This window comes from Streptomyces roseochromogenus subsp. oscitans DS 12.976 (genome assembly GCF_000497445.1).
Taxonomy (GTDB): Bacteria; Actinomycetota; Actinomycetes; order Streptomycetales; family Streptomycetaceae; genus Streptomyces; species Streptomyces oscitans.
This window is the reverse complement of the sequence record NZ_CM002285.1, coordinates 707,848-733,247: the sequence shown is the minus strand read 5'-3', so window position 1 is coordinate 733,247 and position 25,400 is coordinate 707,848. Positions and strand designations below refer to the sequence as shown.

General features: G+C 71.7%; 24 protein-coding genes. 10 read left to right on the top strand and 14 right to left on the bottom strand.

What is annotated here, in order from left to right; all coding sequences use genetic code 11:
* Nucleotides 1–277, bottom strand: a 277-nt coding sequence (locus tag M878_RS46865) for a LysR family transcriptional regulator (protein WP_031223933.1), incomplete at its 3' end; no start/stop codon positions are given.
* A 160-nt stretch (nt 278–437) separates the two neighbouring features.
* Between M878_RS46865 and bla the strand changes: the two genes are divergently transcribed.
* Both bla and M878_RS53525 read left to right on the top strand, forming a co-directional pair.
* Nucleotides 438–1,340, top strand: a complete 903-nt coding sequence (gene bla, locus M878_RS53530; protein WP_063750642.1) for a class A beta-lactamase — start codon at nt 438–440, stop codon at nt 1,338–1,340.
* Nucleotides 1,341–1,451: 111 nt separating this feature from the next.
* Complete coding sequence (locus M878_RS53525; protein ID WP_023544706.1) at nt 1,452–1,634, top strand: hypothetical protein; 183 nt, start codon at nt 1,452–1,454, stop codon at nt 1,632–1,634.
* A 12-nt stretch (nt 1,635–1,646) separates the two neighbouring features.
* Here the strand turns inward: M878_RS53525 and M878_RS53520 are convergent, their stop codons facing one another.
* A complete protein-coding gene (locus M878_RS53520) occupies nt 1,647–2,036 on the bottom strand; it encodes a VOC family protein (RefSeq protein ID WP_031223932.1) in 390 nt (129 codons plus the stop codon).
* Between the two features lie 204 nt (nt 2,037–2,240).
* On the opposite strand from M878_RS53520, the gene M878_RS000000101710 reads away from it, so the two are divergent.
* On the top strand, nt 2,241–2,540 hold the full coding sequence (locus M878_RS000000101710; RefSeq protein WP_023544704.1) for a hypothetical protein: 300 nt from the start codon (nt 2,241–2,243) through the stop codon (nt 2,538–2,540).
* Between the two features lie 113 nt (nt 2,541–2,653).
* Nucleotides 2,654–2,851 (top strand): hypothetical protein, encoded by a 198-nt coding sequence (locus M878_RS53510; RefSeq protein ID WP_425347886.1) that lies wholly within the window; start codon nt 2,654–2,656, stop codon nt 2,849–2,851.
* Between the two features lie 7 nt (nt 2,852–2,858).
* Here the strand turns inward: M878_RS53510 and M878_RS53505 are convergent, their stop codons facing one another.
* From M878_RS53505 to M878_RS53490, 4 genes are all read right to left on the bottom strand, one after another.
* Nucleotides 2,859–4,412: a N,N-dimethylformamidase beta subunit family domain-containing protein gene (locus tag M878_RS53505; protein WP_023544702.1), complete on the bottom strand. Its 1,554-nt coding sequence runs from the start codon at nt 4,410–4,412 to the stop codon at nt 2,859–2,861.
* A 172-nt stretch (nt 4,413–4,584) separates the two neighbouring features.
* Complete coding sequence (locus M878_RS53500; protein ID WP_245238020.1) at nt 4,585–5,616, bottom strand: hypothetical protein; 1,032 nt, start codon at nt 5,614–5,616, stop codon at nt 4,585–4,587.
* 218 nt (nt 5,617–5,834) lie between these two features.
* Nucleotides 5,835–6,836 carry a phosphotransferase gene (locus M878_RS53495; RefSeq protein WP_023544700.1) on the bottom strand — a complete coding sequence of 334 codons (1,002 nt, stop codon included), beginning with the start codon at nt 6,834–6,836 and terminating at the stop codon, nt 5,835–5,837.
* 65 nt (nt 6,837–6,901) lie between these two features.
* Nucleotides 6,902–8,038: an ROK family transcriptional regulator gene (locus tag M878_RS53490; RefSeq protein WP_023544699.1), complete on the bottom strand. Its 1,137-nt coding sequence runs from the start codon at nt 8,036–8,038 to the stop codon at nt 6,902–6,904.
* A 90-nt stretch (nt 8,039–8,128) separates the two neighbouring features.
* On the opposite strand from M878_RS53490, the gene M878_RS53485 reads away from it, so the two are divergent.
* Nucleotides 8,129–9,424, top strand: coding sequence for a DUF1479 domain-containing protein (locus M878_RS53485; protein ID WP_023544698.1), 1,296 nt, complete (start codon nt 8,129–8,131; stop codon nt 9,422–9,424).
* Between the two features lie 64 nt (nt 9,425–9,488).
* Here M878_RS53485 and M878_RS53480 read toward each other — a convergent pair whose 3' ends face one another.
* The 4 genes from M878_RS53480 to M878_RS53465 form a co-directional block, all read right to left on the bottom strand.
* Nucleotides 9,489–11,318, bottom strand: a complete 1,830-nt coding sequence (locus M878_RS53480) for a phospholipase C (protein WP_031223928.1) — start codon at nt 11,316–11,318, stop codon at nt 9,489–9,491.
* Between the two features lie 176 nt (nt 11,319–11,494).
* Nucleotides 11,495–12,721: an iron uptake transporter deferrochelatase/peroxidase subunit gene (gene efeB / locus M878_RS53475; RefSeq protein WP_031223927.1), complete on the bottom strand. Its 1,227-nt coding sequence runs from the start codon at nt 12,719–12,721 to the stop codon at nt 11,495–11,497.
* Nucleotides 12,718–13,926 carry an EfeM/EfeO family lipoprotein gene (locus M878_RS53470; RefSeq protein WP_031223926.1) on the bottom strand — a complete coding sequence of 403 codons (1,209 nt, stop codon included), beginning with the start codon at nt 13,924–13,926 and terminating at the stop codon, nt 12,718–12,720. The genes efeB and M878_RS53470 overlap by 4 nt, the downstream gene beginning before the upstream one ends.
* Nucleotides 13,927–14,092: 166 nt before the next feature.
* Entirely contained in the window at nt 14,093–14,872 is a 780-nt protein-coding gene (locus M878_RS53465) for a polysaccharide deacetylase family protein (protein ID WP_023544694.1), read from the bottom strand.
* Between the two features lie 212 nt (nt 14,873–15,084).
* Between M878_RS53465 and pip the strand changes: the two genes are divergently transcribed.
* Entirely contained in the window at nt 15,085–16,065 is a 981-nt protein-coding gene (gene pip / locus M878_RS53460; protein WP_023544693.1) for a prolyl aminopeptidase, read from the top strand.
* 15 nt (nt 16,066–16,080) lie between these two features.
* Entirely contained in the window at nt 16,081–16,755 is a 675-nt protein-coding gene (locus M878_RS53455; protein ID WP_245238018.1) for a DinB family protein, read from the top strand.
* An 18-nt stretch (nt 16,756–16,773) separates the two neighbouring features.
* Here the strand turns inward: M878_RS53455 and M878_RS53450 are convergent, their stop codons facing one another.
* Nucleotides 16,774–17,373 carry a TetR/AcrR family transcriptional regulator gene (locus tag M878_RS53450; RefSeq protein WP_023544691.1) on the bottom strand — a complete coding sequence of 200 codons (600 nt, stop codon included), beginning with the start codon at nt 17,371–17,373 and terminating at the stop codon, nt 16,774–16,776.
* 114 nt (nt 17,374–17,487) lie between these two features.
* On the opposite strand from M878_RS53450, the gene M878_RS53445 reads away from it, so the two are divergent.
* A complete protein-coding gene (locus tag M878_RS53445; protein ID WP_023544690.1) occupies nt 17,488–18,336 on the top strand; it encodes an alpha/beta fold hydrolase in 849 nt (282 codons plus the stop codon).
* Nucleotides 18,337–18,970: 634 nt separating this feature from the next.
* Nucleotides 18,971–19,537 (top strand): dihydrofolate reductase family protein, encoded by a 567-nt coding sequence (locus M878_RS53435; RefSeq protein ID WP_023544689.1) that lies wholly within the window; start codon nt 18,971–18,973, stop codon nt 19,535–19,537.
* 33 nt (nt 19,538–19,570) lie between these two features.
* On the opposite strand, the gene M878_RS53430 is transcribed toward M878_RS53435, so the two are convergent.
* Entirely contained in the window at nt 19,571–20,362 is a 792-nt protein-coding gene (locus M878_RS53430; RefSeq protein ID WP_023544688.1) for an SDR family NAD(P)-dependent oxidoreductase, read from the bottom strand.
* Nucleotides 20,363–20,502: 140 nt separating this feature from the next.
* On the opposite strand from M878_RS53430, the gene M878_RS53425 reads away from it, so the two are divergent.
* Nucleotides 20,503–21,126, top strand: coding sequence for a TetR/AcrR family transcriptional regulator (locus M878_RS53425; protein ID WP_031223922.1), 624 nt, complete (start codon nt 20,503–20,505; stop codon nt 21,124–21,126).
* Here M878_RS53425 and M878_RS53420 read toward each other — a convergent pair.
* Nucleotides 21,103–23,031 (bottom strand): glycoside hydrolase family 5 protein, encoded by a 1,929-nt coding sequence (locus M878_RS53420; protein ID WP_023544686.1) that lies wholly within the window; start codon nt 23,029–23,031, stop codon nt 21,103–21,105. The two genes, M878_RS53425 and M878_RS53420, sit on opposite strands and share 24 nt — an antisense overlap.
* A 125-nt stretch (nt 23,032–23,156) precedes the next feature.
* A complete protein-coding gene (locus tag M878_RS53415; RefSeq protein WP_023544685.1) occupies nt 23,157–25,223 on the bottom strand; it encodes a SpoIIE family protein phosphatase in 2,067 nt (688 codons plus the stop codon).
* Nucleotides 25,224–25,400 lie beyond the last annotated feature (177 nt).

The window sequence follows — 25,400 nt, the reverse complement described above, 5'->3', positions numbered from 1 at the left end:
CCCGCAGCCGCGCCCGCCCGGCCGCACCGGCGACCTGCCGCAGCCGCTGCGTCCGGTCCAGCACGTCCCGCGCGTACGGCAGCAGCAGCACCCCCAGCTCCGTGGTCGTGATCTGCCGCCGCGAACGGTCGAACAACGGGCCGCCGAAGTGCTCCTCCAGCGTCTTGATACGGCGGCTGAGCAGCGGCTGCGCGATGCCGAGCCGGTCGGCCGCCCGGGAGAAGCTCACTTCGTCGGCCGTCGCGACGTAGGCCTCTAGGTGCGCCAGGAGATCCATCCAGCACTCATATCAATAAGGCATGGGATATTCAAACTTCACTCTTGGACATGAGTGCACAGGTGGTGCTTCGCTGTCCGCGTCGAAGATCCAGGAAGCCGACCGACGGCGGACGACCGGAAGGGCTGCGCCCATGACCAGCGACCACCACCCCACCCCCATGGCCCGGCGCCGCCTGCTCAGGGCGGGCCTCGCCGCCACCACCGCGGCCCTCGCCGCAGGCGCCGTCTCCGAGTCCGCCGCATCGGCGGTCCCGGACCCCGAACGGCACGGTGCCGGGGCCGAGTTGACCGATCTGGAGCGGCGGCACGGCGCCCGGCTCGGCGTGTACGCGCGCAATGTCCGCACCGGGCGGACCGTGTCCCATCGGGCGGGGGAGCGGTTCGCGATGTGTTCGACGTTCAAGGCGTTCGCCGCGGCGGCGGTGCTGCGCGACCATGGCCGCTGCGCACCGTTGGACACGGTGATCCACTACCCGCCGCACGACATCCTGCCCCACTCGCCGCGCACCGAGGAGCACGTGGACACCGGTATGACGGTGGCCGACCTGTGCGCGGCGGCGATCCAGTACAGCGACAACGCGGCGGGCAATCTGCTGCTGCGTCAGATCGGCGGTCCCGACGGACTCACCCGCTTCTTCCGTTCGCTCGGCGACGGAACGAGCAGGCTCGACCGGTGGGAGCCGGAGCTGAACACGGCGATCCCCGGCGACCGGCGCGACACCACGACTCCCGAGGCCCTCGGCCGCGGCTTCGAGCGGCTGACCCTGGGCCGGGCGCTCGCCCGCGCCGACCGGGCGCAGCTCGTCACCTGGCTGAAAGGCAACACCACCAGCGCCGCGCGGTTCGGCGCGGGGCTGCCGCGCGACTGGGTGCTGGCGGACAAGACCGGCACCGGCGACTACGGGACCGCCAACGACATCGGCGTGGCCTGGACGACCCGGGGGACACCGGTCCTGCTGACCGTGCTGTCGAGCAAGACCGCCCAGGACGCGGCGGCTGACGACGCGCTCGTCGCGGAGGCGGCCCGGATCGCGGCCCGCGTCCTCGCGCCGGGGGAGTGAGCGTCCCTGTGCTGGGCGTCCCGTACGGCCGGGCCCGCGTGACGGTGTACTCGACGGGCGTCACCCACATCACCCGGGCCATGACCCGGCACGGCGTCCGGCGCCTGGTGTGTGACCTCCACCGTGCTGTTCGACGCGAGTGGGGTGAGCGACTACTGGTTGGCCCCGCACGGGCTGCCCGGACGGTTCACCTCCCGCGCCGGCCTCGCGCACGCGCTCGTGCGCGAGGCCGTAAGTGAGGGGCCTGTGCGCACCTGCCTCGACATGATCAGAAAGGAGGCGTTCGGCAGGTGAGGAGTGAGCCGGTCACGACGGCCAGCCGCCGTAGGGGACCGTGAGCAACTCCATGGCGTGGCCCGCCGGGTCCAGGAAGTACACGCCGCGGCCGCCGTCGTTGTGGTTGATCGTGCCGGGCTGCTTCCGGTGCGGGTCCGCCCAGTGCTCCATGCCGCGTTCGACGATCCGCTTGTACGCGGCGTCGAACTCCTCCTCGGAGACCAGGAACGCGTAGTGCTGTGGCGTGATCTGGTCCTCGGGGGCGGTGGCGTAGTCCAGCGTGACCCCGTTGCTGAGGGTGACCGCGACGAACGGGCCCCACGCCTTGGCGGTCTCGAGACCGAGCAGCTCGGTGAAGAAGTCGGCGGACTCCCGGTTGTTCCGGGCGTGGACGATGGTGTGGTTCAACTCGACTGACAAGGAATCCTCCCAGTCGTGTCCTGGCACCTCCATGCCTCACCCAGCCGGTGACCGACACGCGATGCCATCCTCGATCTTAGCCCGGCGTACCACGAACGGCTCAACCGACCGTGTCATCTTCGGCCACGCGGAAACGGTGGGTCGGCCCCTCCCCGGGATGCTCGTCCCAGACCCCGGGCAGGCCGTACGCGCAGGCGTTGACATGTGCTGCTCGAAGCCGCCTTCGACCGCGCCGGGATCATGCCGCTGATCATCGCGCCGGAGAACCTGGTGCTGGGCCCTGCTCTCGACCTCGCCGCATCCCTGGACCACACCCCTGCGCTTCTCGGTAAAGCGGACACTTTCCGACCTACATCCGCTCTACGGTGGTGTCATGGTCACTTCACCGGAGACCACGCGTCCCTGCCGTCCGACGAGTCCGCCGAGCTGCTCCAGGCCCTCGCCGAACAGCGGGACATCATCCGGGAGACGCTCGACGGGGCGAACACCACGGCGCAGCGGTGAGGGACGGTACGGGTTTCCCAGTACCGCCAGTAACATGATCACCTTGGCTCCGGGTGTACCAGTCAGTCAACTAGGCGCTGTCCCAGGACGCGCCCGGCCCGGAGATGTCCCAGATGTCCATGCATTCTCTCAACGACGCGTTGGAAAACGCGCGCCTCACCTATGAGCAGCACGTGCGGACGTGCCGCCAGTGTCACGCCGACGGCGCGGCCTGCGCCGTGGCCAAGCATCTCCTGCGGATCTACAACAACGCCCGCAGGGACCGTATGCGCTCGGGAGGGCAGCACACCACGATGGACCATCAGGGCTGACATCACGTCAGATCCCGTACACCGCACCCACATTGGCGCGGGGCGGCGGGGCGTGCCGGGCCGCGGGCCCCTTCGCGAACGTACGCAGGAGGTTCTCGGTGGTGCGGGTGACGAAGACGCGGGTGCGGGCGTCCATGCCGTGGTCGCGCCCCAGCGTGTCCGTCCCGGCCACCAGGCCCTCCACCCAGCGCATGATGCCGGTCGCGAACACGCCCGCACCGCCGGAAGCCGTGTAGTACGCCGAGTCGCTGTGGCTCGGCCGCCCGCCGCAGACCAGCGGGGAGTGCGCGATGATCTCCAGCGGTCCCGGGGTGGGGGCCCCGGGGGTGATCCGGTCGTACTCGACGCCGACGAGATGGGCGAAGGCGTCGCCGGAGCGTGCGCCGGTGCCTTCGTACAGCCAGTGATCGGCGGCCCGGACGACATAGGGGGCATCGACCGGATAGCCCTCGTAGAGCACGCCGGTCAGGGAGGACTCCGGGTCGGGCGCGGGCGCCAGACGGTAATCGGTGGTGACCAGCGCGGGGTGGGAGTCGTAGCAGGGATCGGTGCGGTAGGAGCTCTTGTAGCAGACCACCGTACGGTCGGCCGCGGCCTCTCCGGCCTCGAGCCGGACCCGGCGGAAGCACGTGTTCGCGCCCAGGAAGGCGATGTTCGTCCCCGCGTCCCGGGCGGCCGTCACATGGGCGCGTTGCTCAGGCGTCCAGTACTCGTCGTGGCCCAGGCAGACGACGGCGTGCGCGCCGCGCAGCACCCCGGGATCGCGGTGGACGTCGACGCCGGTGGTGTAGGCGAGCGGTATGCCGAGGCGTTCGGCCAGCACCACCAGCGCTCGCTCGTACACCAGGAACTTCTCGGCGCCCGTGCCGTCGTAGGGGCGGTCGAAGCTGACCGCGAGGGAGCGGGTGGCGTAGGCGCCGGACGCGCCGTTGTAGAGGCTGCTGCCGCCCCAGCGGTTGTACGCCTGCCAGGTGGCCGGGGCGTGCAGCAGGACCGTGCGGCCGGCGCCCACGGTGGAGCGGACGATCAGCGGAACGTACCGCTGGTGACCGCTGTCCGCCTCCAGCCGCAGCAGATAGGCACCCTCCGGCCAGCCGGCGGTGTCCACCGGCAGCGTGACCGGCCAGTCGGCGCGCACGGTGCGGGTGGCGGGCAACAGCCGCGGAGCCGGCCGGGTACGGCCGGGTATACGTCCGGACGCCCAGATCCGGCGGGCCTGACGCCCGCCGTACCAGCCGATCCGGAACGCGGACACCCGGAACGCCGCTGCGGTGGTGGACACATGCAGCCCGAACTCCTCGCCCGGGGTCACGCTCACCCGGTCCGTGTAGCCGGCCACCGCGTCCGGCGAGCCGGTGGAGGCGAGACGCCAGCCGGCGGTGCCCGGCGCGTCCTGCTCCGCCTCGGGCCGCAGCCGCCCGTCAGGGGCCGCGGTGGAGTGCGGATGCGGTGGTGCCGCCGTGCATGCGGCCGCCGTGCCGAGGCCGACGCCTGCGCACAGGGTGAGGAAGCGCCGGCGGCCGAAGCCGTCCGGCGGCGTGGTGTCGTGTGCCGGAGCCACTTCACCTCCCGGGGTGTGTCGGCTCCAGCGTCACGACGCCCGCGCGGCCGGCGCAACCCGCGGAGTCGGGCGAAGGCCGGTGCGAGGGCGACGCCGGCATGCCTGACCGGGCCATCGGCGATACGGCCGAACGGGTGACGGGTCTGATGCTGTCGGGCGCCGTCAGGTGCCGTCAGGTGCGGAAGCCGATGTGCACGTGGTCGTGATGGGTGGCGTCGCTGAAGAACTGTCCGGGGCCGCCGCCCGGCAGCAGCATGGGACCGCCCACGTTGTACGACCCGGCGGCCGCCGCGTCTCGCATGAACCGCTCGATCAGGCCACGTGACGTCGCCGGGTCGACGACCGCGTGGCCGTCGATCCGCCACACGTCGAAGGCCCGGCCGCGCGGATGGTCGCTGGGCCGGCTGGTGCCGAACACGTCCAGGGGATGCCCGGAGCGTACGACGCTCACCTCCAGCCGGTACGTCCGCGCCAGCGCGAGCATCGCCCCGGCCACGCTGGAGTGCACCTGACCACTGCGCAGATCCGCCACGGCGGCAGGCGGCAGCACGATCCGGTCGTCGGACAGCACGGTCCGGACGTCGGACGCCAACGACCGGGCGGCCGGCCCGGGTTCCGCCGGATGCAACGCGTCGACCGTCCAGTCCGGCCCCGACCGTGACAGGCGCACGTCGACCGTCGTCCCGCCCGCACTCACCGTGCCGCCGCGCCGGGTCCACTGCCGGCACACCACCAGCACGCTGGCGGACCGGGACAGAATCCCGCCGTACTGTGCGTCCACCACCTGCAGCGCCGCCGTGTCGGCCAGCGGCAGCAGCGGTCCGGCCTGGCCCACGAGGCCCGTCGGCAGCCCGAGCGCCGCGACCTTCGCCCGCGCCGCCGCCGCGCCACCGTGCCCGGCCGCCCACGCACCGATCGCCTCCACCAGCTGCACGGCGCGCAACTTCGCCGCCGGCTGGACTTCGGCGGACGTCGGCCGCCAGGGAGTGGTGTGCGGCAGGCCGGGCGAGGGCGACGGCGAACCGCTGCGGCTCGGGGCCCTCTCGGTCGGTGACCCTTGGCGTGGGTGTCCGGCCGGTGCCGTACGACCGGAGCAGCCGGCCGCGCCGAGCGCGACTCCGGCGAGGGCGGCCAGCACGACCCGGCGACCGGGCGGGGGAGCGGCGGGCGCACGCGCGCGGGTGACAGGGCCCAGTGTGGTCATAGGGCCCAGTGTCCGCCCGGTGGCGGGGTGCGGGCGACCGCGCACGGCGGATCGACCGGCGGGGTGTGGACCGCGGGGACGGCTCGGTGCTCCCGTCGGCGGCCGCCGACCGTGCTCGACGCGGCCCGCTCTCCCGCAGGTCCCTGTCCAGAAGGCATACCCTGGCCCACAGCCCTGATCAACACCGCTGTACCCATGCTCCCCACCACCGAACTCCCTCAGAACGGCGGTTCGTTGAGGAGTTCCAACAGGGACTCGGAGCTGTGCTCGTCGCCCGAGGCCGGCGCCGACGGGTCGGGGAACGTGCGGCCCCAGGCCGCCGCGCGGCCGAGGGCGCTCAGCCGCCAGGCGAGGTGTGCGGCGCGGCGAAGGTCCGCCGCCGTGCGGCCGGGAGCCGTCCAGGGTTCCAGATAGGCGTCCAGCAGGCGGGGCAGGACCTGCGGTCCGTACCGTGCGCGGGCCTTTTCGACCGGGATCCGCAGGCTGCAGAACGGGTGCGAGACGGCCGCGTCGCCCCAGTCGAAGAAGGTGCACCGGCCCGGTGCCGGACGGAACAGCTGGCCGTCGTGCAGGTCGGCGTGGTCCAGGGTGTCCTCGATGCCGGCGGACGCGAGTTCGGCGGACCAGTCCGCAAGGCGGGGCAACAGCCGTTCCAGCCGGGCACGGGCCTCCGGGCGCAGCGCGGTGTTCTGGGCCAGCAGATTGTCGAATGCCGCGGGCAGGTCCGGGGTCCGGGCGGAGGGCACCCCGAGCCGCTCGATCTCGCGGGCGTGCGGACTCACGGCCCGCTGCATGCTCCCGTACTGGCGCAGCAGGTCCTCCCAGGCCCGCGGCCCGACCGGCGCGCGGGAGAGCACGGAGCGGAACAGTTCTCCTCCGTCGGGCAGCAGGACCCATGCGCGCTGGGCGTCGACGGCCAGCGGCTCCAGCACATGCCCCGGCACCCAGCGGGCCAGCGCGGCGGTCAGCGGGCCCTCGAAGGCGCTGGCCGGCGGATTCGCCTTGAACCAGACGACGTCCCGCCCCTCGACGGGCACCCGCACCAGCACGGACCACGGACGCAACCGCACAGCCAGGTCACCGCCCATCCGCAGGCCGCGTTCGGCGAGCCGGTCCGCCACCCAGGCGAGGGCCGCGTCCCGCCAGGACTCCCGCTCCCACGGAGTCGGCGCGTACTGGTAGGTGCTCCGGTCCACGACGATCGAACACGCACGGTGCATCGCGCCATCTCACCATCGCCGCCGGGAACCGGCCACCCGATTTCCCCGGCGGTGCGGCCGAGCGCTCATGCGCCGGGGTGCGCGGACCGGACGATCAGGGTGCGCAGTTCTTCCACGGCACGTGTGCGTGCCCCCGTCAGTTCGGGCGCGGGCACGCATCCGGCCGCGATGCGGACCGGTCGTGGACCGCGGGCGGCGTTCGCCTCGATCGCGGCGATCAGGCGTGGGTGCCGGCCCCATTCGCCGCCGATGACGATCAGCTCGGGGTCGGTGAGGCAGACGGCCGCGGACACGACGCCGTCGACGGCGCGGGCGAGGGTCTCCCGGACCCGGTGGGCCCGCTCGTCGTCGCCCGCCACGGCCGCCTCCAGCGCCGCGACGTCGATGGCCGTCGAGTCGGCCCGGCGTAGCCCGAGCACGGCGAACACCTCGATCAGCGGCATCGCCGTGCCGTCCGGTCCGGCCGTGGGGACGTGGGCGATCTCGCCGCTGAGGCCGCGGTGGCCGCGCCGTACCGCGCCGTCGGTGACCACGGCGCAGCCCAGCCCCTCGCCGAGGTGGACGTAGACGAAGTCGTCGACACCGGCGGCGCATCCGGTGGAACGCTCCGCGCGGGCGGCCCAGTTGATGTCGTTGTCCACCAGCACGGGTCCGTCGACGTACCGGGCGAGGACGGTGGTGGGGTCGAGGTCGCCGACCAGGAACGGAGAGTCGGGCAGCCGTACGAGCCGGCCGGTCGCGCGGTCCACGGGATCGGCGGCGCTGACGACCGCGGTGCGCAGTCCGCCCGGTGCCGTCCTGCGCAGCCGGCGAGCGGCCTGGGCCAGGGCCTTGGCCGCGAGGTGTTCGCTCGCGTTGCGGCCGAGCTCGACCCGGGTCTCGGCGACGGCGGTGCCGTGGGCGTCCACCGCCTGAGCCGTCACGCCGTACGGGGAGATGCTCGCGACCAGGGCGAGACCGAGCTGTGGTGCCAGGGCGTAGTAGGAGCCCGCGCGTCCGCGGCCTGTCGTGCGCTCGCCGGTGTCCACCAGCAGGCCCGCCTCGGCCAGGCGCTGCACGCCGTCGGAGATGGTCGGCTTCGAGATGCCGGTCAGGGCCGCGATCTCCGCCCTGGTCAGGCGCGGACGGTCCATGAGGGTGCGCAGCACGTGCTCGTCCGTGAGGGCGCGCAGCATGTCCAGCGAGGGCTTGGCCGGGGTCATGCGCACCATTCTAGTAAGGACTGTTGCCTGAAACTCGGGAGCGGGGCTAACTTGGATTTGGTAAGGAGTCCTGACCAAAGGAGCCGGACCATGACGAGCGTCGCTGACCCGCGGCCATCGACCGTGGAGCTGCCGCACTGGGAGACGGTGCCCGAGGACCTGCCCGCCGCGATCCGCGCGATCAAGCGGGCACTGCGGGCCCGGATCGAGGCCTCCGGGCGGACCGTCGCGGAGGTGTACGCCGCCGCCGAGCGGCGCGTCGCCGCCCGGGTCACCGAGATCAAGGCGGCGAAGGAGGCCGGCGAGAGTGTCTGGCCGGCGATCGACTACGCCGACATCGAGAACGGCACCGTGCGCCCCGCGCAGGCCGACCTGGTGAGGAAGCGCGGATGTCTCGTCGTACGCGGTCACTTCCCGAGGGAGCGAGCCCTCGCCTGGGACGTGTCGATCGTCGACTACGTCGAACGCAACCACTTCTTCGAGAACTACACCAGCCCCGGCGACGACTTCTTCGGCAGCGTCGGCTCCGAGCCCGAGATCTATCCGATCTACTGGTCCGAGGCCCAGATGGAGGCCCGGCAGAGTGACCGCATGGCCCGCGTGCAGTCGTTCCTGAACTCCTTCTGGACGCATACCTCCGACGGTGTGCGCTGGTTCGACCCCGACCGCGACGCGCTCTACCCCGACCGCATCCGCCGCCGCCCGCCGGGCACCGACTCCCGCGGCCTCGGCGCCCACTGCGACCCCGGCACCCTCGACCTGTGGATGACCGAGGCCTATCAACGGGCGTTCCGGCACCTCTTCGACGGAAGCGTCGAGAGTTACGACCCCTGGGACGCCGCGCACCGCACCGCCGGCCCCCAGTACCCGGGCTCCACCATGTGCTCGGCGTTCCGCACCTTCCAGGGCTGGACCGCGCTGTCCGACATGGACCACGACCAGGGCGTACTGCACACCGTGCCGATCCCCGAGGCGATGGCCTGTCTGCTGCTGCGCCCGCTGCTGCCGGACGTCCCCGGCGACGACATGTGCGGCGTCACCCTCAACCAGGTCTTCCCCGCGAGCGAGAAGTGGCACCCGCTGCTGCTGGAGGCGCTCACCGGCATCCCGGACGTGCGCGCCGGTGACTCCGTCTGGTGGCACTGCGACATGATTCACAGCGTGGCACCGGTGACCGGCCAGCGGGGCTGGGGCAACGTCATGTACATCCCCGCCGCGCCCTGGTGCCCGCGCAACGAGCGGTACGCCGCCTCCGTGTGCGAGGCCCTCCTCTCCGGCTCCAGCCCGGGTGACTTCCCCGAGGAGCACTACGAGCGTTCCTGGACCGGGCGCTTCACCGCCGACCGGCTGGGCACCACCGGCCGCCGGGGCCTCGGACTCGACTGAGCGCGGCCCGCACACGAACGCGCCCCCGGTCGGTGAACGGGGGCGCGTTCGTGTGCGGGGAAGGTCAGGCGCGCTGCCTGCGGCGCATCGTCAGATACGTGCCGGTCGCGCCCGCGGCCACCAGGGCGCCCACGCCGAGGCCGACCGGCAGGGCCGGGAAGCCGGAGGCGTCGGTCGTCGCGGCCGTGTTCTGCATGGCCGGACCCGGAGTGATGCTGGTGGACACCGGGGCGACGTGCTGGATCGGGCCGACGTGCTTGACGGAGCCGTCGGAGTTCAGCAGCACCTGCTTGTTGTTCGGGTGCCGGAAGTCGAACATGCCCGACAGCGAACCGGCCGTCGCGTCGAAGGAGTGGTCACCGATCTGGCCGGTGCTCCAGTTGTCCTCGATGAACCGGGTGATCGACGCCTGGTTCGTCAGGGTGTGGTCGACCTTGTTCACCTTGCTGTACGGCGAGATGACCAGCAGCGGCTGGCGGGTTCCCGGGCCACAGCGGTCCGCGTAACCACCGGACGCCTTCGGGCCCTTCTGGCAGGCCGGGCTGTCCGTGGCCTTGCCGTTAGAGGCGACCGTGGAGTCCGTCGAGCCGTTCTTCGGGACGACGTAGGCGTGGTCGTACCAGCCGTCGGAGTCGTCGTAGGCGACCACGACCGCGGTGGACTTCCACTGCGGCGAGCTCTGGATCGCGTTGATCTGGTTGATCAGGAAGTGCTGCTCGTCGGTGGGGTCGGAGTAGCCGGCGTGGCCGTCCTGGTACTCACCGGCCTTGACGAAGCTGACGGCCGGCAGCTTGCCCGCCTTGAGCGCGGCGGAGAAGTCGGTCAGGTCGTAGTTGTGGTTGGCCTGACCGTCGTGGCCGATCTCCGAGACGGACTTCGGCGCCAGGTGGTGCGGGTTCGCCGTCGACTTGTAGTACGAGAACGGGTTGTGGTGCGGGCTGTAGTCCACTACGGACGCGCCGCCCACGTTGGTGTGCGCGGTGTCGCACTTGGCGTACGAGCCGGACGTGCCGTTCCACGCGGTCGACGGACGGAAACCGCCCTGGAACCAGCCCCAGGAGACCTTCTTGGTGTTGAGCAGGTCACCGATGTTCTTGCCCTGCAGCGACGCCAGCGCGTTGGTGCTGGTGTGGTCCTTGCCGGAGCAGTCGTCGTAGGCCGGGTCGGGGTCGTTGATGACCGTGCCGACACCCTTGGCGTCGGGCGACGCGATCGCGTACGAGTCCGGCTTCGGCGTCTGCTTGCCGGTGGCCGGGTCCACGGAGATGGCGCCGTGCGTGTTGCCGGAGATGAGGTTCAGGGCGCCGGGCGTGGACGGGCCGTAGTTCGAGCTGTAGGAGCGGTCGCCCAGCGAGTAGTTCTGGGCGTAGTTCCACAGCCCGGTGACGGTGTTGCCGTCGTAGTAGTCCATCGCCAGGCCCGGCTCGCCGAACAGGCCGCCGCTGCACTTGTCGACCTCGGTGTTCTGCACGAACTGGTCGGCCTTGCCGCCGTTGTAGGCGTACTGCTCCGCACCGTAGGAGTGGTTCTGGTCGCAGGTCATCGCCTGCGAGGGGGACAAACGTTTCGGCGCGTACTGGTTCGGGTTGTTCTTCAGCAGCCCGGCGTGCGCGAGGGTGTCGATGTCCTTCGGGGTGTTCTTCGACGCGGTGAACTTCGTGCCGTCGGTGTTCGCGGCCTTCGGGTACGTGGCGAAGTAGTGGTCGAAGGAGATGTTCTCGTCGAAGAGCACGACGACGTGCTTGATCGGCGTCGCGGTCGAGGAGTGCCCGCCGAGCGCCGCGGCGGGCGCCGCCGCCCAGCCGGGCGCGTTACTGCCGAGCACGGTGAGCGCCGCGGCTCCCGCGAGCGCGCCCAGGCTCCGCATAGCGGCTTGTCTTCCCCTGCTTGCCATGGTGGTCTACCCCTTTGGACAGAACGTCTGTACGTCGTACGAGCACGGATGCTGCGCTCGCTGCGCAGCGCGTCGGCGGAGCCATGATGACGTGCAGGTGAACACCAAGTCAGGGATGTCAGGGCAAAACTTGACTGTGTGTTGACCCAGCCGGCTGATGAGTTGTCCGGACAGGTTCAGCCGAACAGGGCGCGCCCGTACCAGTCCGAGGCGTCTTTGACACCGGGCAGCGCGAAGAAGTAGCCGCCGCCGAACGGGCTGATGTAGTCCGTCAGCGGCTCGCCCGCCAGCCGGTGCTGCACCGTCTCGAACTGCCGCTTCAGGTCCTGCTGGTAGCAGCAGAACAACAGGCCCATGTCCAGGTTGCCGTTGGCGTCCATGCCCCGGTCGTAGTTGTACGCGCGGCGCAGCAGGCGTTGGTCGGCGGTCGCGGGCGTACGCGGGTTGGCGAGCCGCATGTGCGCGTCCAGCGGGATGACGTCGCCCTTGGGGTCGTCGGCGTACTTCGGGGTGTCGTGCTCGTGGTCGCCGTCCAGCGGCGCCCCGGAGGAGCGGGCGCGGCCGAACATCCGCTCCTGCTCGCTGAGCGAGACCCGGTCCCAGAACTCCACCAGCATCCGGATCAGCCGTACGACTTGATAGCTGCCGCCGACCGCCCAGTCCGGCTCGCCCATGCCCTTGCCCACCCACACCAGACGGTCCATCTCGCGCGCGCTGGCGGTGTCCGGGTTGGCGATGCCGTCCTTGAAGCCCAGGAGATTGCGCGGGGTGCCCGAGGGCCGGGGCGGACTGGAGAAGCCGTCCAGCCGCCAGCGCACCTGCAGGGCGCCCCGGGTGTGCCGGGCGATGTCACGCAGCGCGTGCAGAGTGGTGTCCGGCTCGTCGGCGTGCAGGTGGAGGCTGAGGTCGCCGTGGCACCACTCCGCCTGGAGGTCGTCGTCCGGGAACTCGGGCATGGCGGTCAGCCGCCGGGGCCTCTGCGCGGCCAGCCCGAACCGGTCGTCGAACAGCGAGGCGCCGACGCCCACGGTGACGGCGAGTTGACCGGAGGGCGGTTCGTCGCCGAGGACGCCCGAGTCGGCGGGCGGTGCGGTGATGCCGGCCGGGGACGGCGTCCCGCCGGAGGTGAGGAAGCGGGCCCGGTCGGTGAGCGTGCGCAGCAGCTCGGTGAGGTCCGCACGGCTCTCGGCGGTCACGTCGAGGGAGGCGAACACACTCGTGCGGCGCGGAGCCGCGATCGCCGAGGCCTGGTGGGCGCCGTGGAAGGGGGCTATGGAGTCCGTCGTGGCGGCCGGCGCGGAGGCGGGGGCGGCGGCGCTCGTGGCGAGGCCGGCGCCCGCCAGGGCGGCACCGCGCAGAAAGCCGCGCCGGGCCAGACCGTCGGAACGCTCGGAACTGCTCACACGGTCCTCCGCGGGTCGCACAGGGTGGCCACCGAGGCCAGCCGCTCCACCAGGTCGCCGAGCACGGAGTCGGCCCGCTCCCGCTGGGCGCGGGTCAGTGCGTCGAGCGAGGTCCAGTCGTCGCCGTGCCGGAACCCGTCGAGGCTGTGCTGGGCGCGGTCCAACTCCTTGTCCAGGCCCGGCAGATCGGCGTACCGGGTGGCGAGCAGCGGGCGAAGCCGGGAGAGCACCTCGCGGGTGCCGTCCAGATTGGCGCGGGAGGTGGCGAGGTTGCTGCCACTGCCGTAGTCGGTACGGCCGGTCAGCTCGAACTGCACGGTGTTCTCCAGGATCTCGTGCGCGCGCAGACCCAGCTGGGCGGGGTCCATACGCGTCTGCGACCAGCTGTCCCGCAGCCCCGTCACCGCCTTCACCAGCGCCGCGGCCGGGGCGCGCAGACCGGCTGCCGCCTCGCCGTGCCACAGCCCGTACTCGATGCGGTGGAACCCGGCGAAGTCCTTGTCGCGCACCCCGCCGGCCAGGCCGGCGTCGGTGCCGTTGATCGCTCGGTCCGCGTCCCCGAAGGCGTCGTACGCCGCGCCCAGCCGCTCGTACTCCAGATGCGCCGGCAGCCAGGCCGACCGGGCGGCCGCGAGGTCACCCCGGTCGATCGCGTCCTTGAGCGTCGCCGTCAGCCGGACGACGTCGTCCAGGCCGCCGCCGACCCACTTCTGATAGGAGAGGGCGGGCGGGATCAGGTCGTGCTGGGTGACGGGTGCGGCACCCGGGCCGCGGCTGCCGCTGGTGATGTGCACGGTGGGCCCGGTGACGGCGTCGGCGTCGTCGGGCACGCACTTGAAGGCGTACGCGCCCTTGCCCAGCCGCACCGTCAACTGCCGTGTCGTACCGGGACCGATGCCCTCCACCTCGCCGTACACCGCCTGGCTGGCCGGGTCCTCCAGGTAGACCTCGGCGGCGCCGTCGGAGGAGTTGTGCAGATCGAAGGTGCGCACCCCGGGCTCGGGACGGGTCCAGCCGCGGCCGCAGTGACTCTCCGAGACGTCGACGACGACGTGCCCCGACGGCGCGCCGGCGGACCGGCCGTGCCGCGGCCCGCCCAGCGAGTACGCCAGCAGCGTGCCGCCGAGGACCACGGCGAGGACGACGAACACCGCGGGCGCCGTCCGGAGACGAACGGACCGCGTGCCGAGGCGAGGCAACGGCATGGCGAGCCTTTCCGGAACGACGTACGCAACGGCCTCATGGTAGGCGCCGTTCCGAATCCGAACACCCGTCCCAAGGTTTCGATGACCAAGAATTCCCCCCGGGTTAACCGGCAGGTGGTCTGCGGCGAGCCGCCTGACCAGGCCCGGCGCCCCCGGAAGGGCCGGTTCAGCGCACCGGGAAGCCGAAGGAGTAGCCCTGCTGCTTGAGCCACGGAAGCAGGGTGCGCAGCGCCGCCACGGTCTGCGAGCGGTCGCCGCCCGCGTCATGGAAGAGGATCGTCGGGCCGTTGGCCAGCTCACGCTTGACGGTGGCGACGATGGCGGCGCTGCCCGGCCGCTCGAAGTCCTTGGAGTCCACGTTCCAGCCGAGGGGACGCATCCCGTGCGAGGCCGCCAGCCGTCGGCTGTACGGGGTGAAGGCACCGCCCGGAGCCCGGTAGTACATCGGCTTCACGCCACCGGACGCCTGGGTGATCTGCCGCTCGGCCTCCAGGATCTGCTGCGACTGGTAGGCCTCGGGCTTCTTGTCCATCGTGGTGTCGTGCGACACCGTGTGGTCGCACAGCCGGTGCCCGGCCGCCACCACCTGCCGGACCAGGTCGGGGTGCGCCTGGGCCTGCGGGCCGATCATGCAGAACGTCGCCTTCACGCCGTTCTCGCGCAGGATCTGGAGCACCTGCGGGGTCCAGACCGGGTTCGGTCCGTCGTCGATGGTGATGTTGACCGCGTGCGCGCCGCCGTCCGAGGCATGGGCGATGTCGGCGGAGACGGGTGTCTCCTGCTTCGGCGCGGCGGGCTGCTGCGCCGAGATGTCCGGTGCCGCCGGACCGCCGCCGGACTGGCCGGCCTGCGCGGTCCACACCGAGGTGGCGGCCGCCACCGCCGTGACCCCGACCGCCGCAGCGACCATCCGGCCGTACCATCCCCGCCCGTTGTGCTGCGCCATGTCCCGCCCCGATTCGTTCCGTGTCCGTTTGGTCCCGTGCACCCGTGTTCTGTGCACCTGTCAGGACGGTGGGGGTTGAGTGGAGGTTCAAAGGAGGATCTGGTTGTTACCGATCACGGACAATTCCAGGGCGCTTCCACGACAGACGCCTCCGCGACAGAGGACACGAAAACGCGTGGGCGGTCGGCCGACGCAGTCGGTACGGTGCCCGGATGGCCCTCTATCCGGAGCTCGAACCGTACGCGCACGGCATGCTCGATGTGGGCGACGGCAACCACGTCTACTGGGAGACCTGCGGCAATCCGCACGGCAAGCCCGCCGTCGTCCTGCACGGCGGGCCGGGATCCGGGTGCACCCCCCACCTCCGGCGTCTGTTCGACCCGGCCGCCTATCGGATCGTCCTGCTCGACCAGCGCGGTTGCGGCCGGTCCAGACCGCACGCGAGCCGCCACGACACCGACATGAGCGTCAACACCACGGCGCACCTCATGGCCGACCTGGAACTGCTGCGCCGGCACCTGGGCGTCGAACGGTGGCTGGTGTGGGGCGTGTCCTGGGGGTCGGTGCTCGCGCTGCGCTACGCGCAGACCCACCCGGGCGTCGTCTCCGAGCTGGTACTCACGGGCGTCGCCACCGGTTCGAACGCCGAAGTCGAGTTGCTGACCAGGGGACTGGGCCGGATCTTCCCGGACGCCTTCGAACGGTTCCGGTCCGCGTTGCCGGCCGGCGAACGCGACGGGAACCTCGCCGCCGCCTGCAACCGGCTGCTGGAATCACCCGACCCGGAGGTGCGGGAGCGAGCCGCACGGGCCTGGACCGACTGGGAGACGGCCATGATCCCGGCGCCTCCGCGCTCCGTGGCTCGCTACGAAGACCCGGTCTTCCGCATGGGCTTCGCCCGCACTGTGACGCATTACTGGGGCAACGGCCACTTCCTCGGCGAGGGCAACGACGACGGTGTGGTCCTGCGTGACGCACACGTGCTCAAGGGGGTCCCGGGCACTCTGGTCCAGGGAAGCCTCGACTTCGGCAACCTCCTCGGGATCGTCTGGCGGCTCCAACAGGCATGGCTTGACAGCGAGTTGGTTATCGTGGGCGACGCCGGACACAACAGCGGGACGCCGGGCATGGCGGAGGCGCTGGTGGCGGCCACCGACCGGTACGCGGCCGGTGCCGGCCCAAGCGCCCGATGACGATCAGGAGCCCCGATGGCACCAGGAGAGCCGGATGGCGACCAGGACAGCCGGATGACGGCAGCACCGCCCCGACTCCGCCCGCTGCTGGACCAGTTCGACTTCGCGTGCGAGCGCCTCCTCGGTCGGCTGACCGGGCCCGTCATGGACAGCGGCGACGGTGCGGACACCGAGGTCGAGCCGCTGACCGACGACGAGTACCGCTGGGAACCGGTCCCCGGCTGCTGGTCGGTGCGACGGCGCGCGGACGGGCCGGGGCCGCGGGCGGCCTTCCTGGCCGGCGGCGGCTCGTGGGGGCGGGACACCGCGCCGTACCCGCACCCGTGGCCACCGCCCGTCACGACCCTCGCCTGGCGCCTGAGCCACCTCACCGAGATGTTGTCCCTGCGCGCCGACCACACCGCGGGCAGCCGCGAGGCGACGCGGGAGGAACACCCCGTCAGCGGGGACGCCGCCGGTGCCATCGCGGCCTTCGAGGCCGGCGCCGCCGCCTGGCGGCAGGCACTGCTGAGCGCCGACGACACGGCGCTGGACACCGTGGGGTACTGCGCCTACCCGTACGGCAGCGATCCGGAGGAACCCTTTCTCGACATCGTGTGGTGGGTCAACCAGGAAGTGCTGCACCACGGAGCCGAGATCGCCCTGCTCCGCGACCTCTACCGAGCGAGCCGGGCGAACCCGCAGACCTGACGGCCGCGGCCGGCTTCCTCACTCCCCGGCCAGTGCCGCCCGTACGATCGCCGCGGCCGCCGTGCCCGCCGCCCGCACCGGCCCGGAGCTGCGCGCGGCCCGGCCGAGCATGAAGGCGCCCTCCAGCAGGGCGATGACCGAGCTCGCTGTCTCCCGGGCGGCGGGCTCGGGGATGCCGCCCTGGGCGTAATAGGCGGCCAGATGGTCGATCCAGCTGTCGAACACCTCCGAAGTGGCCTGCCGCAGCGTCTCGTTGGTGCTCGCCACCTCCATCGCGACGGTCGCGATCGGGCACGGGTCGGCGAAGTCCAGCTCGGCGAGGGTGCCGGCCGCGGCGGCGAAGGCGTCGGCGGTGGCCGCCACCCGGTCCTCGTACGGCGTCATCAGCGTGGTGATGAGCTCCAGATAGACGGCGCCCGCGGTACGGATCACCTCCTCGCCCAACTGGGCCTTGCCGCCCGGAAAGAAGTGGTAGATCGAGCCGAAGGGAGCACCGGCCGCCTCGGCGATCTGCTTCATACCGGTGCCGGTGTAGCCCGAACGCCGGAACAGCTCGGTGCCGGCGTCCACGATGCGCCGCCGGGTCTCATGGGTGCTGATGGCCTTGCCGTCGCTCACGGGTGGCACCTCCGGTAAGCCGCTGTTGCCAAAGGGCGGTCGGCGCCTATTCTGTCACTAGAACGATCTATCAAGTGACGGCCTGGACGGGCGACCGGGGGCGGAGGCAGGGGCATGCCGGAGATCGAGCTGAGTGCGGGAACCATCGACTACCAGGACACCGGAGGCGACGGTCCCGTCGTGGTCCTCGCCCACGGCCTCGGCTTCGACGAGTCGGTCTGGGCCGATGTCGTATCCGCCCTGCACCCGGACTTCCGCGTCGTGGTCCCCGTACTGCCCCTCGGCAGCCACCGGCGCCCGATGCGACCGGACGCGGACCTCTCCGCGCACGGCGTCGCCCGCCTGCTGGCCGAGTTCATGGACCGCCTGGACCTGCGCGACGTCACCCTCGTCCAGAACGACACCGGTACGGCCCAACTCCTCGTCGGCGTCCAGGACGAGCGCATCGCCCGGCTCGTCCTGACCTCCTGCGAGGCCCTGGACAACTACCCGCCCGGCGTCCAGGGCCGGATCCTCTCCGTGGCCTGCAAGGTCCCCGGCGGAATCTTCCTCCTCCTGCAGTCCTTCCGCTTCCCCTTCCTGGCCCGTATGCAGACCTCGCTCGGCGGAATGGCGAAGAAGCGGCTGCCCACGGAGCTCATCGCGCGCTGGTACGGCCCTCTGCTGAGGAACCGTCACATCCGCCGTGACTTCACCCGGTTCCTCCGTACGACCCGGAAGGACTGCTATCTGCAAGCGGCCCGGAACCTCCCGGAGTTCACCCGCCCCGCCCTGGTCGCCTGGGGCGCCGAGGACCGCATGATGCCGCCCGCGACGGGCCGTCGCCTGGCCGAACTGCTGCCGGACGCCCGCTATGTGGAGATCCCCGACGCCCGCACCCTGGTCCAGCTGGACAATCCGGGCGCCCTCACCGAGGAGATCCACCGCTTCGTCAAGGACCACCCCGTGCCCGGAGAACGGTGACACCCGGCGAGCGGTCCCGGCCGGCGTCGAGGCGACCGCGGCCGCGATGCCACGCCCCCGGTACGCGGGCAGGGTGCCCACACCCGCCAGCTCGGCCGTGCCCTCGGCGGGCGCCGAGCAGAGCGCGCCGCCGGCACAGCCGCCGGGCGCGCGGACGAACCGGACGGCCCCGCCGTTCTCCTCGGTCCGCCGCAGCCGTGCCGCGCCTTCCGGGGACGGCTCCCATGCGCCGCCGAAGGCCTCGGCCAGGGCGATGTCGAGCGCGGTGAAGCCGGCGTCCGTGGCCGGGGCCGCCACCTCGACCGGGGCCGCCGAGTCAGGGACGGAGCCGGGCAGGGCCGGCGTGGCGGGGGTGCGGACCAGGTACTCGTGCACCGCCTCCGTGCGCGTGGCCAGACATGCGGGAACGGTCTCTGCGAGGAGGCGGGCGGTGTGCCGGACACCGCGTCGTCGGACCTCTGTGAGAAAACGCGAAAGGTACCGGAGAACGCTGCGTCGGAGCAGACGGCTCAGTACCGAAGGCGGCGTGTCGAAGTGCGGGTGGCTCGTTCGACGCTTGGGTGAAGGCGGGGTCCGCCTCGGAAGAACAGAGCAGAAGAAGACGGCCCGAAGAAGACAGGCCCAAGGAGACATCATGAAGATCCGTGCCCGCGTGAGCATGAGCGCCGACGGCTATGTGACCACACCGTCCGGATGGCCGGCGCTGACGGCCGACCCCGCTTTCGTGTCCGGCGAGAGCCATGGCATCCGGGAGTTCCTCGAAGGATGCGAGGCGGCGGTGATGGGCCGTACCACCTTCGAGCCCGCGCTGACCAACAACCGCTGGCCCTGGCCGAACCTCGATGTGTTCGTGCTCGGCTCGCACCGCCCGGCCGGCACCCCGGACCACGTCGTCACCGACAGCGATCCGGCGCGGCTGCTGGAGAGGATCCGCGCGGCCAACCGCGGTGGCGACGTCCACCTCGTCGGCGGCGCGCGCACGATCCAGACCTTTCACGCCCTCGGCGCCCTCGACACGCTGGAACTGGTCATCGTGCCGCTGCTGTTCGGCGGCGGGACACGGCTGACGCCCGCGCTCGACCCGTCCGCCGGGCTCACCTTCCAGCGTGAACGCGCCCTGCCCGGCGGGTCCGTGGAGATCGTCTACTCCTGCAAGGGCAGCCGGCCGCCCCTGCCGGGCGCTCCCGCGAGCCAGCGCTGAATCACGGAGAGCGAAGAGGGTGCCAGAGGAGTCTCAGCGGCTGGAGCGCTGCGCATCCACGATCGCGTGCACGGTCGGCTCCGCTCCCGCCAGCCGCTGCACCCGCTCTGCGAAGCCCGGGAACTGCGACGCGACCTTGGTGAGGAAGCGCAGCTCGGGCGGTGCCACATTGATCTCGGCGACATCGCGTTCAATGGCTCGTATCACGCCCCTGCAGACCTGCTCGGGCGAGACGGTGCGGACACCGCCGGGCGTCGAAGAACCCGTCTTGGCGAACATGCCCAGCTCACGTACGAAACCCGGCTGGACGATCGAGACGCCGACACCCGTGCCGTGCAGATCCTGGCGGAAGGCCAGCGAGAAGCCGCGCAGCCCGAACTTCGTCGCGGTGTACAGGGACGACGACTTGGTGGCCGCCATGCCGGACAGCGACCCGACGAAGCAGAAGTGGCCGCGTCCGGCGGCCACCATGGCGGGAGCCAGCAGCCGGGCGAGCATGGCGGGGGCGCGTAGATTCACCGCGAGGGCCCGGTCGATCTGGTCCGGTGTGTAGTCGAGGACGTCACCGCTGGAGGGCAGGGCCGCGTTGGCGATCAGGATGTCCGTGCCGGCGGCCTCTGCGGCCAGCCGCCGCACGTCGTCGGCGTCGGCCAGATCGGCCGTGATCATCCGGGCGCCGTAACGCTCGGCGAGGGGTTCGAGCGCCTCGGCCCGCCGGCCGGTGAGCACGAGACGGACGCCACGAGCGGACAGTTCGGCGGCCAGCGCGCCGCCGATGCCGCCGGTGACACCGGTGAGCAGAACGGTTGACCCGGCAATGTGCACGGCTACCCTCCAGTCCGGTCCTGTTCGTTCGAACGAACACTAGGGAGCCGGCACGGCCCTGTCCACCGGTGCCGCAAGGCGGGATGAGAAGTCGGCGCTGGAACGCAGTGCTGGAAACCGGTGATGGAAGAATGCACGCCATGCCGCACGCCGCCCGCCCTGCCCCGATGCGCCAGCGCATCATCACCGCCGTCCTGCGGATCATCGGCGAGGACGGAGTCGCGGCGGTCACGAACCGGCGGATCGCCAAGGAGGCGGGCGTGTCCCTCGGGTCGGTCACCTACCACTTCGAGACCCAGCACGATCTGCTGCGGGAGAGCCTGCTGTACTTCGTGCGCGAGGAGGCGCGGCACTTCACCGAACTGGCCGAGCAGTGCCAGACGGAAGGCCTCGCCGTCGAGGACGCGGCGTCACTGGCCGGCCAGGTCGCCTGTGGCACGGCGCTGGACAGCGCCCATCTCGCGCCGTTCGAGCTGTACCTGCACGCCGGGCGGGACGCACGGCTGCGGGAGGCGGCGGCCGAGGCGTTCGGCGCCTACGACCTGCTCGCCGCCCGGATCCTGACCGCGTTGGGCGTCCCGGACGCGGAACGCCTGGCCGCCACGACCGTCGCCCTCGTGATGGGCCTGCAACTGCGCCGGCTGGCCACGGGCAGCCCCGTGGACGACCTGGCGGACGACCTGGTCGACGCCCTCCTGCTGCTGGTGCGCGGGGCCGCCGACCGGTCGTCCGGGGCCGCTTCAGAGGAGCCGGCGGCACAGTAGGGCGTCGGGCCCGGGGCGGCTGCCCACCCGGGTGGTGTAGGCGATTCCGGCGGCGTATTCGTCCTCGCCGCACTGGCCCTTGTAGTCGCCGTACGCGAAGTCGCCGCCGGCGGCGCCGCTGGGACGGTTGTCGGACCGGTCGAACCACACCGTGCGGCCCGCTCCCGCCAGCGAGTTCCGGGCGGGCACGCACAGGGCCGCCGACACCCGCTCGCCACGGGCGCTGTATCCGATGAGGAAACCGCCCTCGGGGCACTGCAGTTTGGTGTATCCCGACGCCCAGTCGCCGCCGGCCGGGACATAGCGCTCGTCCGTGACCACCGTCTGGCCGCCGCCCGTCGCACGCAGATCGCCCGGGCCACCGCCGGTGCTGTCGGTGCACAGGCCCCGCCCAGTGGTGTGGCCGAGCCCGATGAGCCGCAGCCCGTCGGGGCAGGCGGCCTTGTAGGCCCCCGGATCCCAGTCCCCGGTGGCCCGCACCCGTACCGACTCCACCGCGTCGCCATGGTCGATGGAGAGCATCCGCCAGACCGGAACCGCCGCCACCGGACCGGTGTCGCTCGGCGCGGTCATGAGGTGCTGCCAGGCCGCAGCACGCCAGTCGCCCGCGTCGAGGATGCCGGAGCGGTGCCCGCTCTCGTCGTACTGGAGCAGCGCCCAGTCGTCGTGGCCCGTGAAGCCGACCAGAGGCCAGAAGGCGAAGTCGGTGTCGTGGTCGGCGAAGTAGTCGGTGATGCTGCCGAACCAGGTGCGGGCGGCCGGACTCGTCTCGCCCGCGCCGATGCCGAACTCGCTGACCCAGACGGGTGCGGTGTAGTGCCGCTCCGGCTCCTCCACGAAGAACGCCTCGTCGTGGAGCGCTGTGTACAGGTCGTTGCGGCTCAGGTCCTGGTAGCGGGGGTCATGGGTCTCGCCGATACCGGTCGCGCCGCTGTGGTGGGGGCCGGTGTAGCCGTAGAAGTGCGCGGAGTAGACCAGCTTGTGGGCGTCGACGAGGGTGTGGGACAGGGTCCCGGCGGGGGTCAGCACAGGGCGGCCGTGGGGGAGTCCGTCCGCGGGTATCCCCGTCCAGTTGATGCCCTCGACGACGATGAGGAGCCGTGGGTTGGCCTCCGTGAGGATGCGGTCGGCGGTGAGCCGGGCCGCGGCGTACCAGTCGTGGTCGTCGCCCAGGCCCCAGTTGGGGTCGTCCAGGACGTCGCGCCGCACCTCGTTGTACAGGTCCGCGCCGACCACCCGGGGGACGGAGGCGTAGCGGCGGGCCATGAAGACCCAGTCGTCGGCCCAGGCCCGCGTCGACTGCGAGCTGTTCCAGCGCTCGTTGCCGTCGATGCCGCAGCACCAGCGGGAGGTGTTGGTGTGGTTGTTGAGGATCACGGCGAACCCGCCGGCGCTGAGCGCGTCGACCACGGCGTCGTAGATCTCCAGCGGTGTCCTGCCTCGCAGTTGGGGATTGGCGGTCACGGCGCTGTCGGGCACCGGGGTCGTGCTGTGGATCATCGCGTTCGAGAACGGCAGCCGGATGGTGTTGATGCCCAGCTGATGGAAATCGCCGAGGAGTTGGTCCAGCGGTACGCGGTCCAGGCCGAGGGGGATGCCGTGGGAGTCCTGGCCGGCGTGGTGGTTGGCGGGATCATCGGCGCTGCCGCTGCCCGTCCACGAGCCTTGTGCGCCGTCCCAGTTGGCGCCCTTCAGGCGGAAACGGTTGCCCTGGCTGTCGACGATGGAGCGGCCTTGCGTGGACAGCGGCGGGGACCAGGTGGCCGGGGCTGCGGCTTCAACTGCGCCCGAAACACGGTGTGTTGGCTCCTTCGGGGCGGCGGAGGACGTGGTGGACGTGGTGGTGACGAGCAGGAAGCCCGCGACTGCGACGGCCAGGCGCAGGGCGGCAGGTGCGATCGGCATCTGGGGAGCCCTTGACGGTAGGGGGTGGGGGAGAGGGCGGCGACCGGGGTGACGACGTCGGCCCGGTGCGCGGAGTGTCCACCACGCGACACGGTTCAGGGAAGGGTCTCGTGCTACCGGGCGGCCTACAGGGTGCGGGCGACGAGCAGGGCCACGTCGTCGTGGTCGTCGGGGTTGCGCAGTCCGTACAGCAGGGCGTCGCAGGTCTCCTCCAGCGGCCGGTGCGCTTCGCCGAGGAGGTCCAGCAAGGCGTTCAGCCGGTCGTCGATGGCGTGCTGACGGGTCTCCACGAGGCCGTCGGTGTAGAGGACCAGCAGATCACCGGGGCGCAGCGTGACCGTGGTGGTCTCGAAGCTCACGCCGCCGACGCCGAGCGGCGCCCCGGCCGGCAGCTCCAGGAGTCTCGGCGGCCGGCCAGGGCGCGCCAGCGCGGGCGGCATGTGTCCGGCGTTGGCGATGCTGCACCGCCCGGTGCGCGGGTCGTACACCGCGTACAGGCAGGTGACGATGTAGTGCTCCAGATCGCAGGTGATCTTGTCCAGGTGCTGGAGTACCGCGCCGGGGGCGAGGTCGACATCGGCGTAGGCGCAGGTGGCCGTGCGCAGTCGGCCCATGGTGGCGGCCGCGTCGATGCCGTTGCCCATGACGTCGCCGACCACCAGGGCGGTCTTGTCGTCGGCCAGCGGGATGACGTCGTACCAGTCGCCGCCGACCTCGCTGGTGGCTTGCGCGGGCTGGTAGCGGGAGGCGAGTTCCAGGCCCGTGTGGTGCGGCGAGTGATCGGGCAGCAGACTGCGCTGCAGGGTGAGCGCGGTGTTGCGGACGCTCTGGAACCAGCGGGCGTTGTCGATGGCCACCGCGGCCCGGCCGGCGAGTTCGGCGGCCAGTACGACGTCGTCCTCGTCGAACGGCGCCGGATTGAGGGTTCGCTTGAGGTCCAGGGCGCCGAGCACCTCGCCGTGCGCGATCAGCGGCACCGCGAGATACGAGTGGACACCGGCCTCCGCCAACAGGGCGCCGGCCGTCGCGTCCCGGGCGATGCGCGGCAGATCGCGCGGCCCCACCCGGGGCACCAGGACCGGCCGCCCGGTGTGGACGCACAGGGTGACCAGACGGTCACCCGCGTAGGCGGCTAGGTCACCGGGAGCGTCGGCGGCGCGCAGCGCGACCGTGGGATGGGCCGCCTTCAGGGCGAGGGCCCGGAACAGCTCCGGGCCGTTGTCCGGTCTGCGTATCCGACGGCAGGACAGCGCGGAGTCGAGGACGTCCACGGCGACCACGTCGGCCAGCGCCGGCGCGGCGATCTCGGCCAGCTCATGGGCGGTCTGATCCACGTCCAGCGTGGTGCCGACCCGCGCGGAGGCGTCCGCGATCAGGGCCAGGCGCCGCCGCGCCCGGTCGGCCTCGGCCGCCGCGCGGTGCCGCTCGGTGACGTCGACGACCGAGGCGGCCGCGCCCAGGACCCGCCCTCCGGGATCCTCCAGACGGTAGAAGGACAGCGACCAGGCGTGCTCCTGGCCGGGATCGGAGGGGGGACGGCCGACGTGGTACTGGTCCAGCAGCGGCGTACCGGTGGTGAGCACCTGACGCAGGGCCGACTCGACGGTGTCGACCTCCGGCAAGGGCAGCGTCTCCCGCAGGTGGCGGCCGATGTGATCCTCGGCGGGAATGCCGTCGATCCGCTCCAGTGCCGGGTTGACCAGGAGATAGCGCAGCTCGGGATCGAGGAGGGCCAGTCCGATCGGGGACTGGTTGATCAACTGCTCGCACAGCGCCAGATCGGTCTCGACGCGCTGGAGCAGCGTGTGGTCCGCCGCGATACCCAGGGCATAGACGTCCCCGAGATCGTCCAGCAGCCGCATGGTCCGGAACTCGGTCAGCCGGCTGCCGCCGTCCTTGTGCCGGACCGGAAACGCGCCGGCCCAGCCCCTGCCGGTCTCCAGGACCTCCGTGAACAGACCCACCACGGCCTGGAGATGTTCCGGGTGGATGAGCAGGCGCGCCGCGTGCTTGCCGAGCGCCTCCTCGGAGGAGTATCCGAAGAGTTCTTCGGCCTGCGGGGTCCAGAAGACGATGCGGCCACGGGTGTCCAGGGCCACGGCGGCCACGCTCAGCACATCCAGCAGCCCGGTCGGCCGGGGCAGCTCGGCGTGCTGCTCGTTGTGGCCGGCTTCGAAGGAGTCCACTGCCATGCCGGGTTCACCTCCACCGGCCGGACGGGCCCGTGGGCGCTGACGGCCGGTCCTTCCATGGTCGCTCCGGCCACGGCCCGGCCCAACCGCACGGCGCCGCGTCGGGCAGACCCGTCAACATTCCGCAGTATCTATGCATATCACCTTACAAACAGGCTCATAGTGGTATATGGGTGT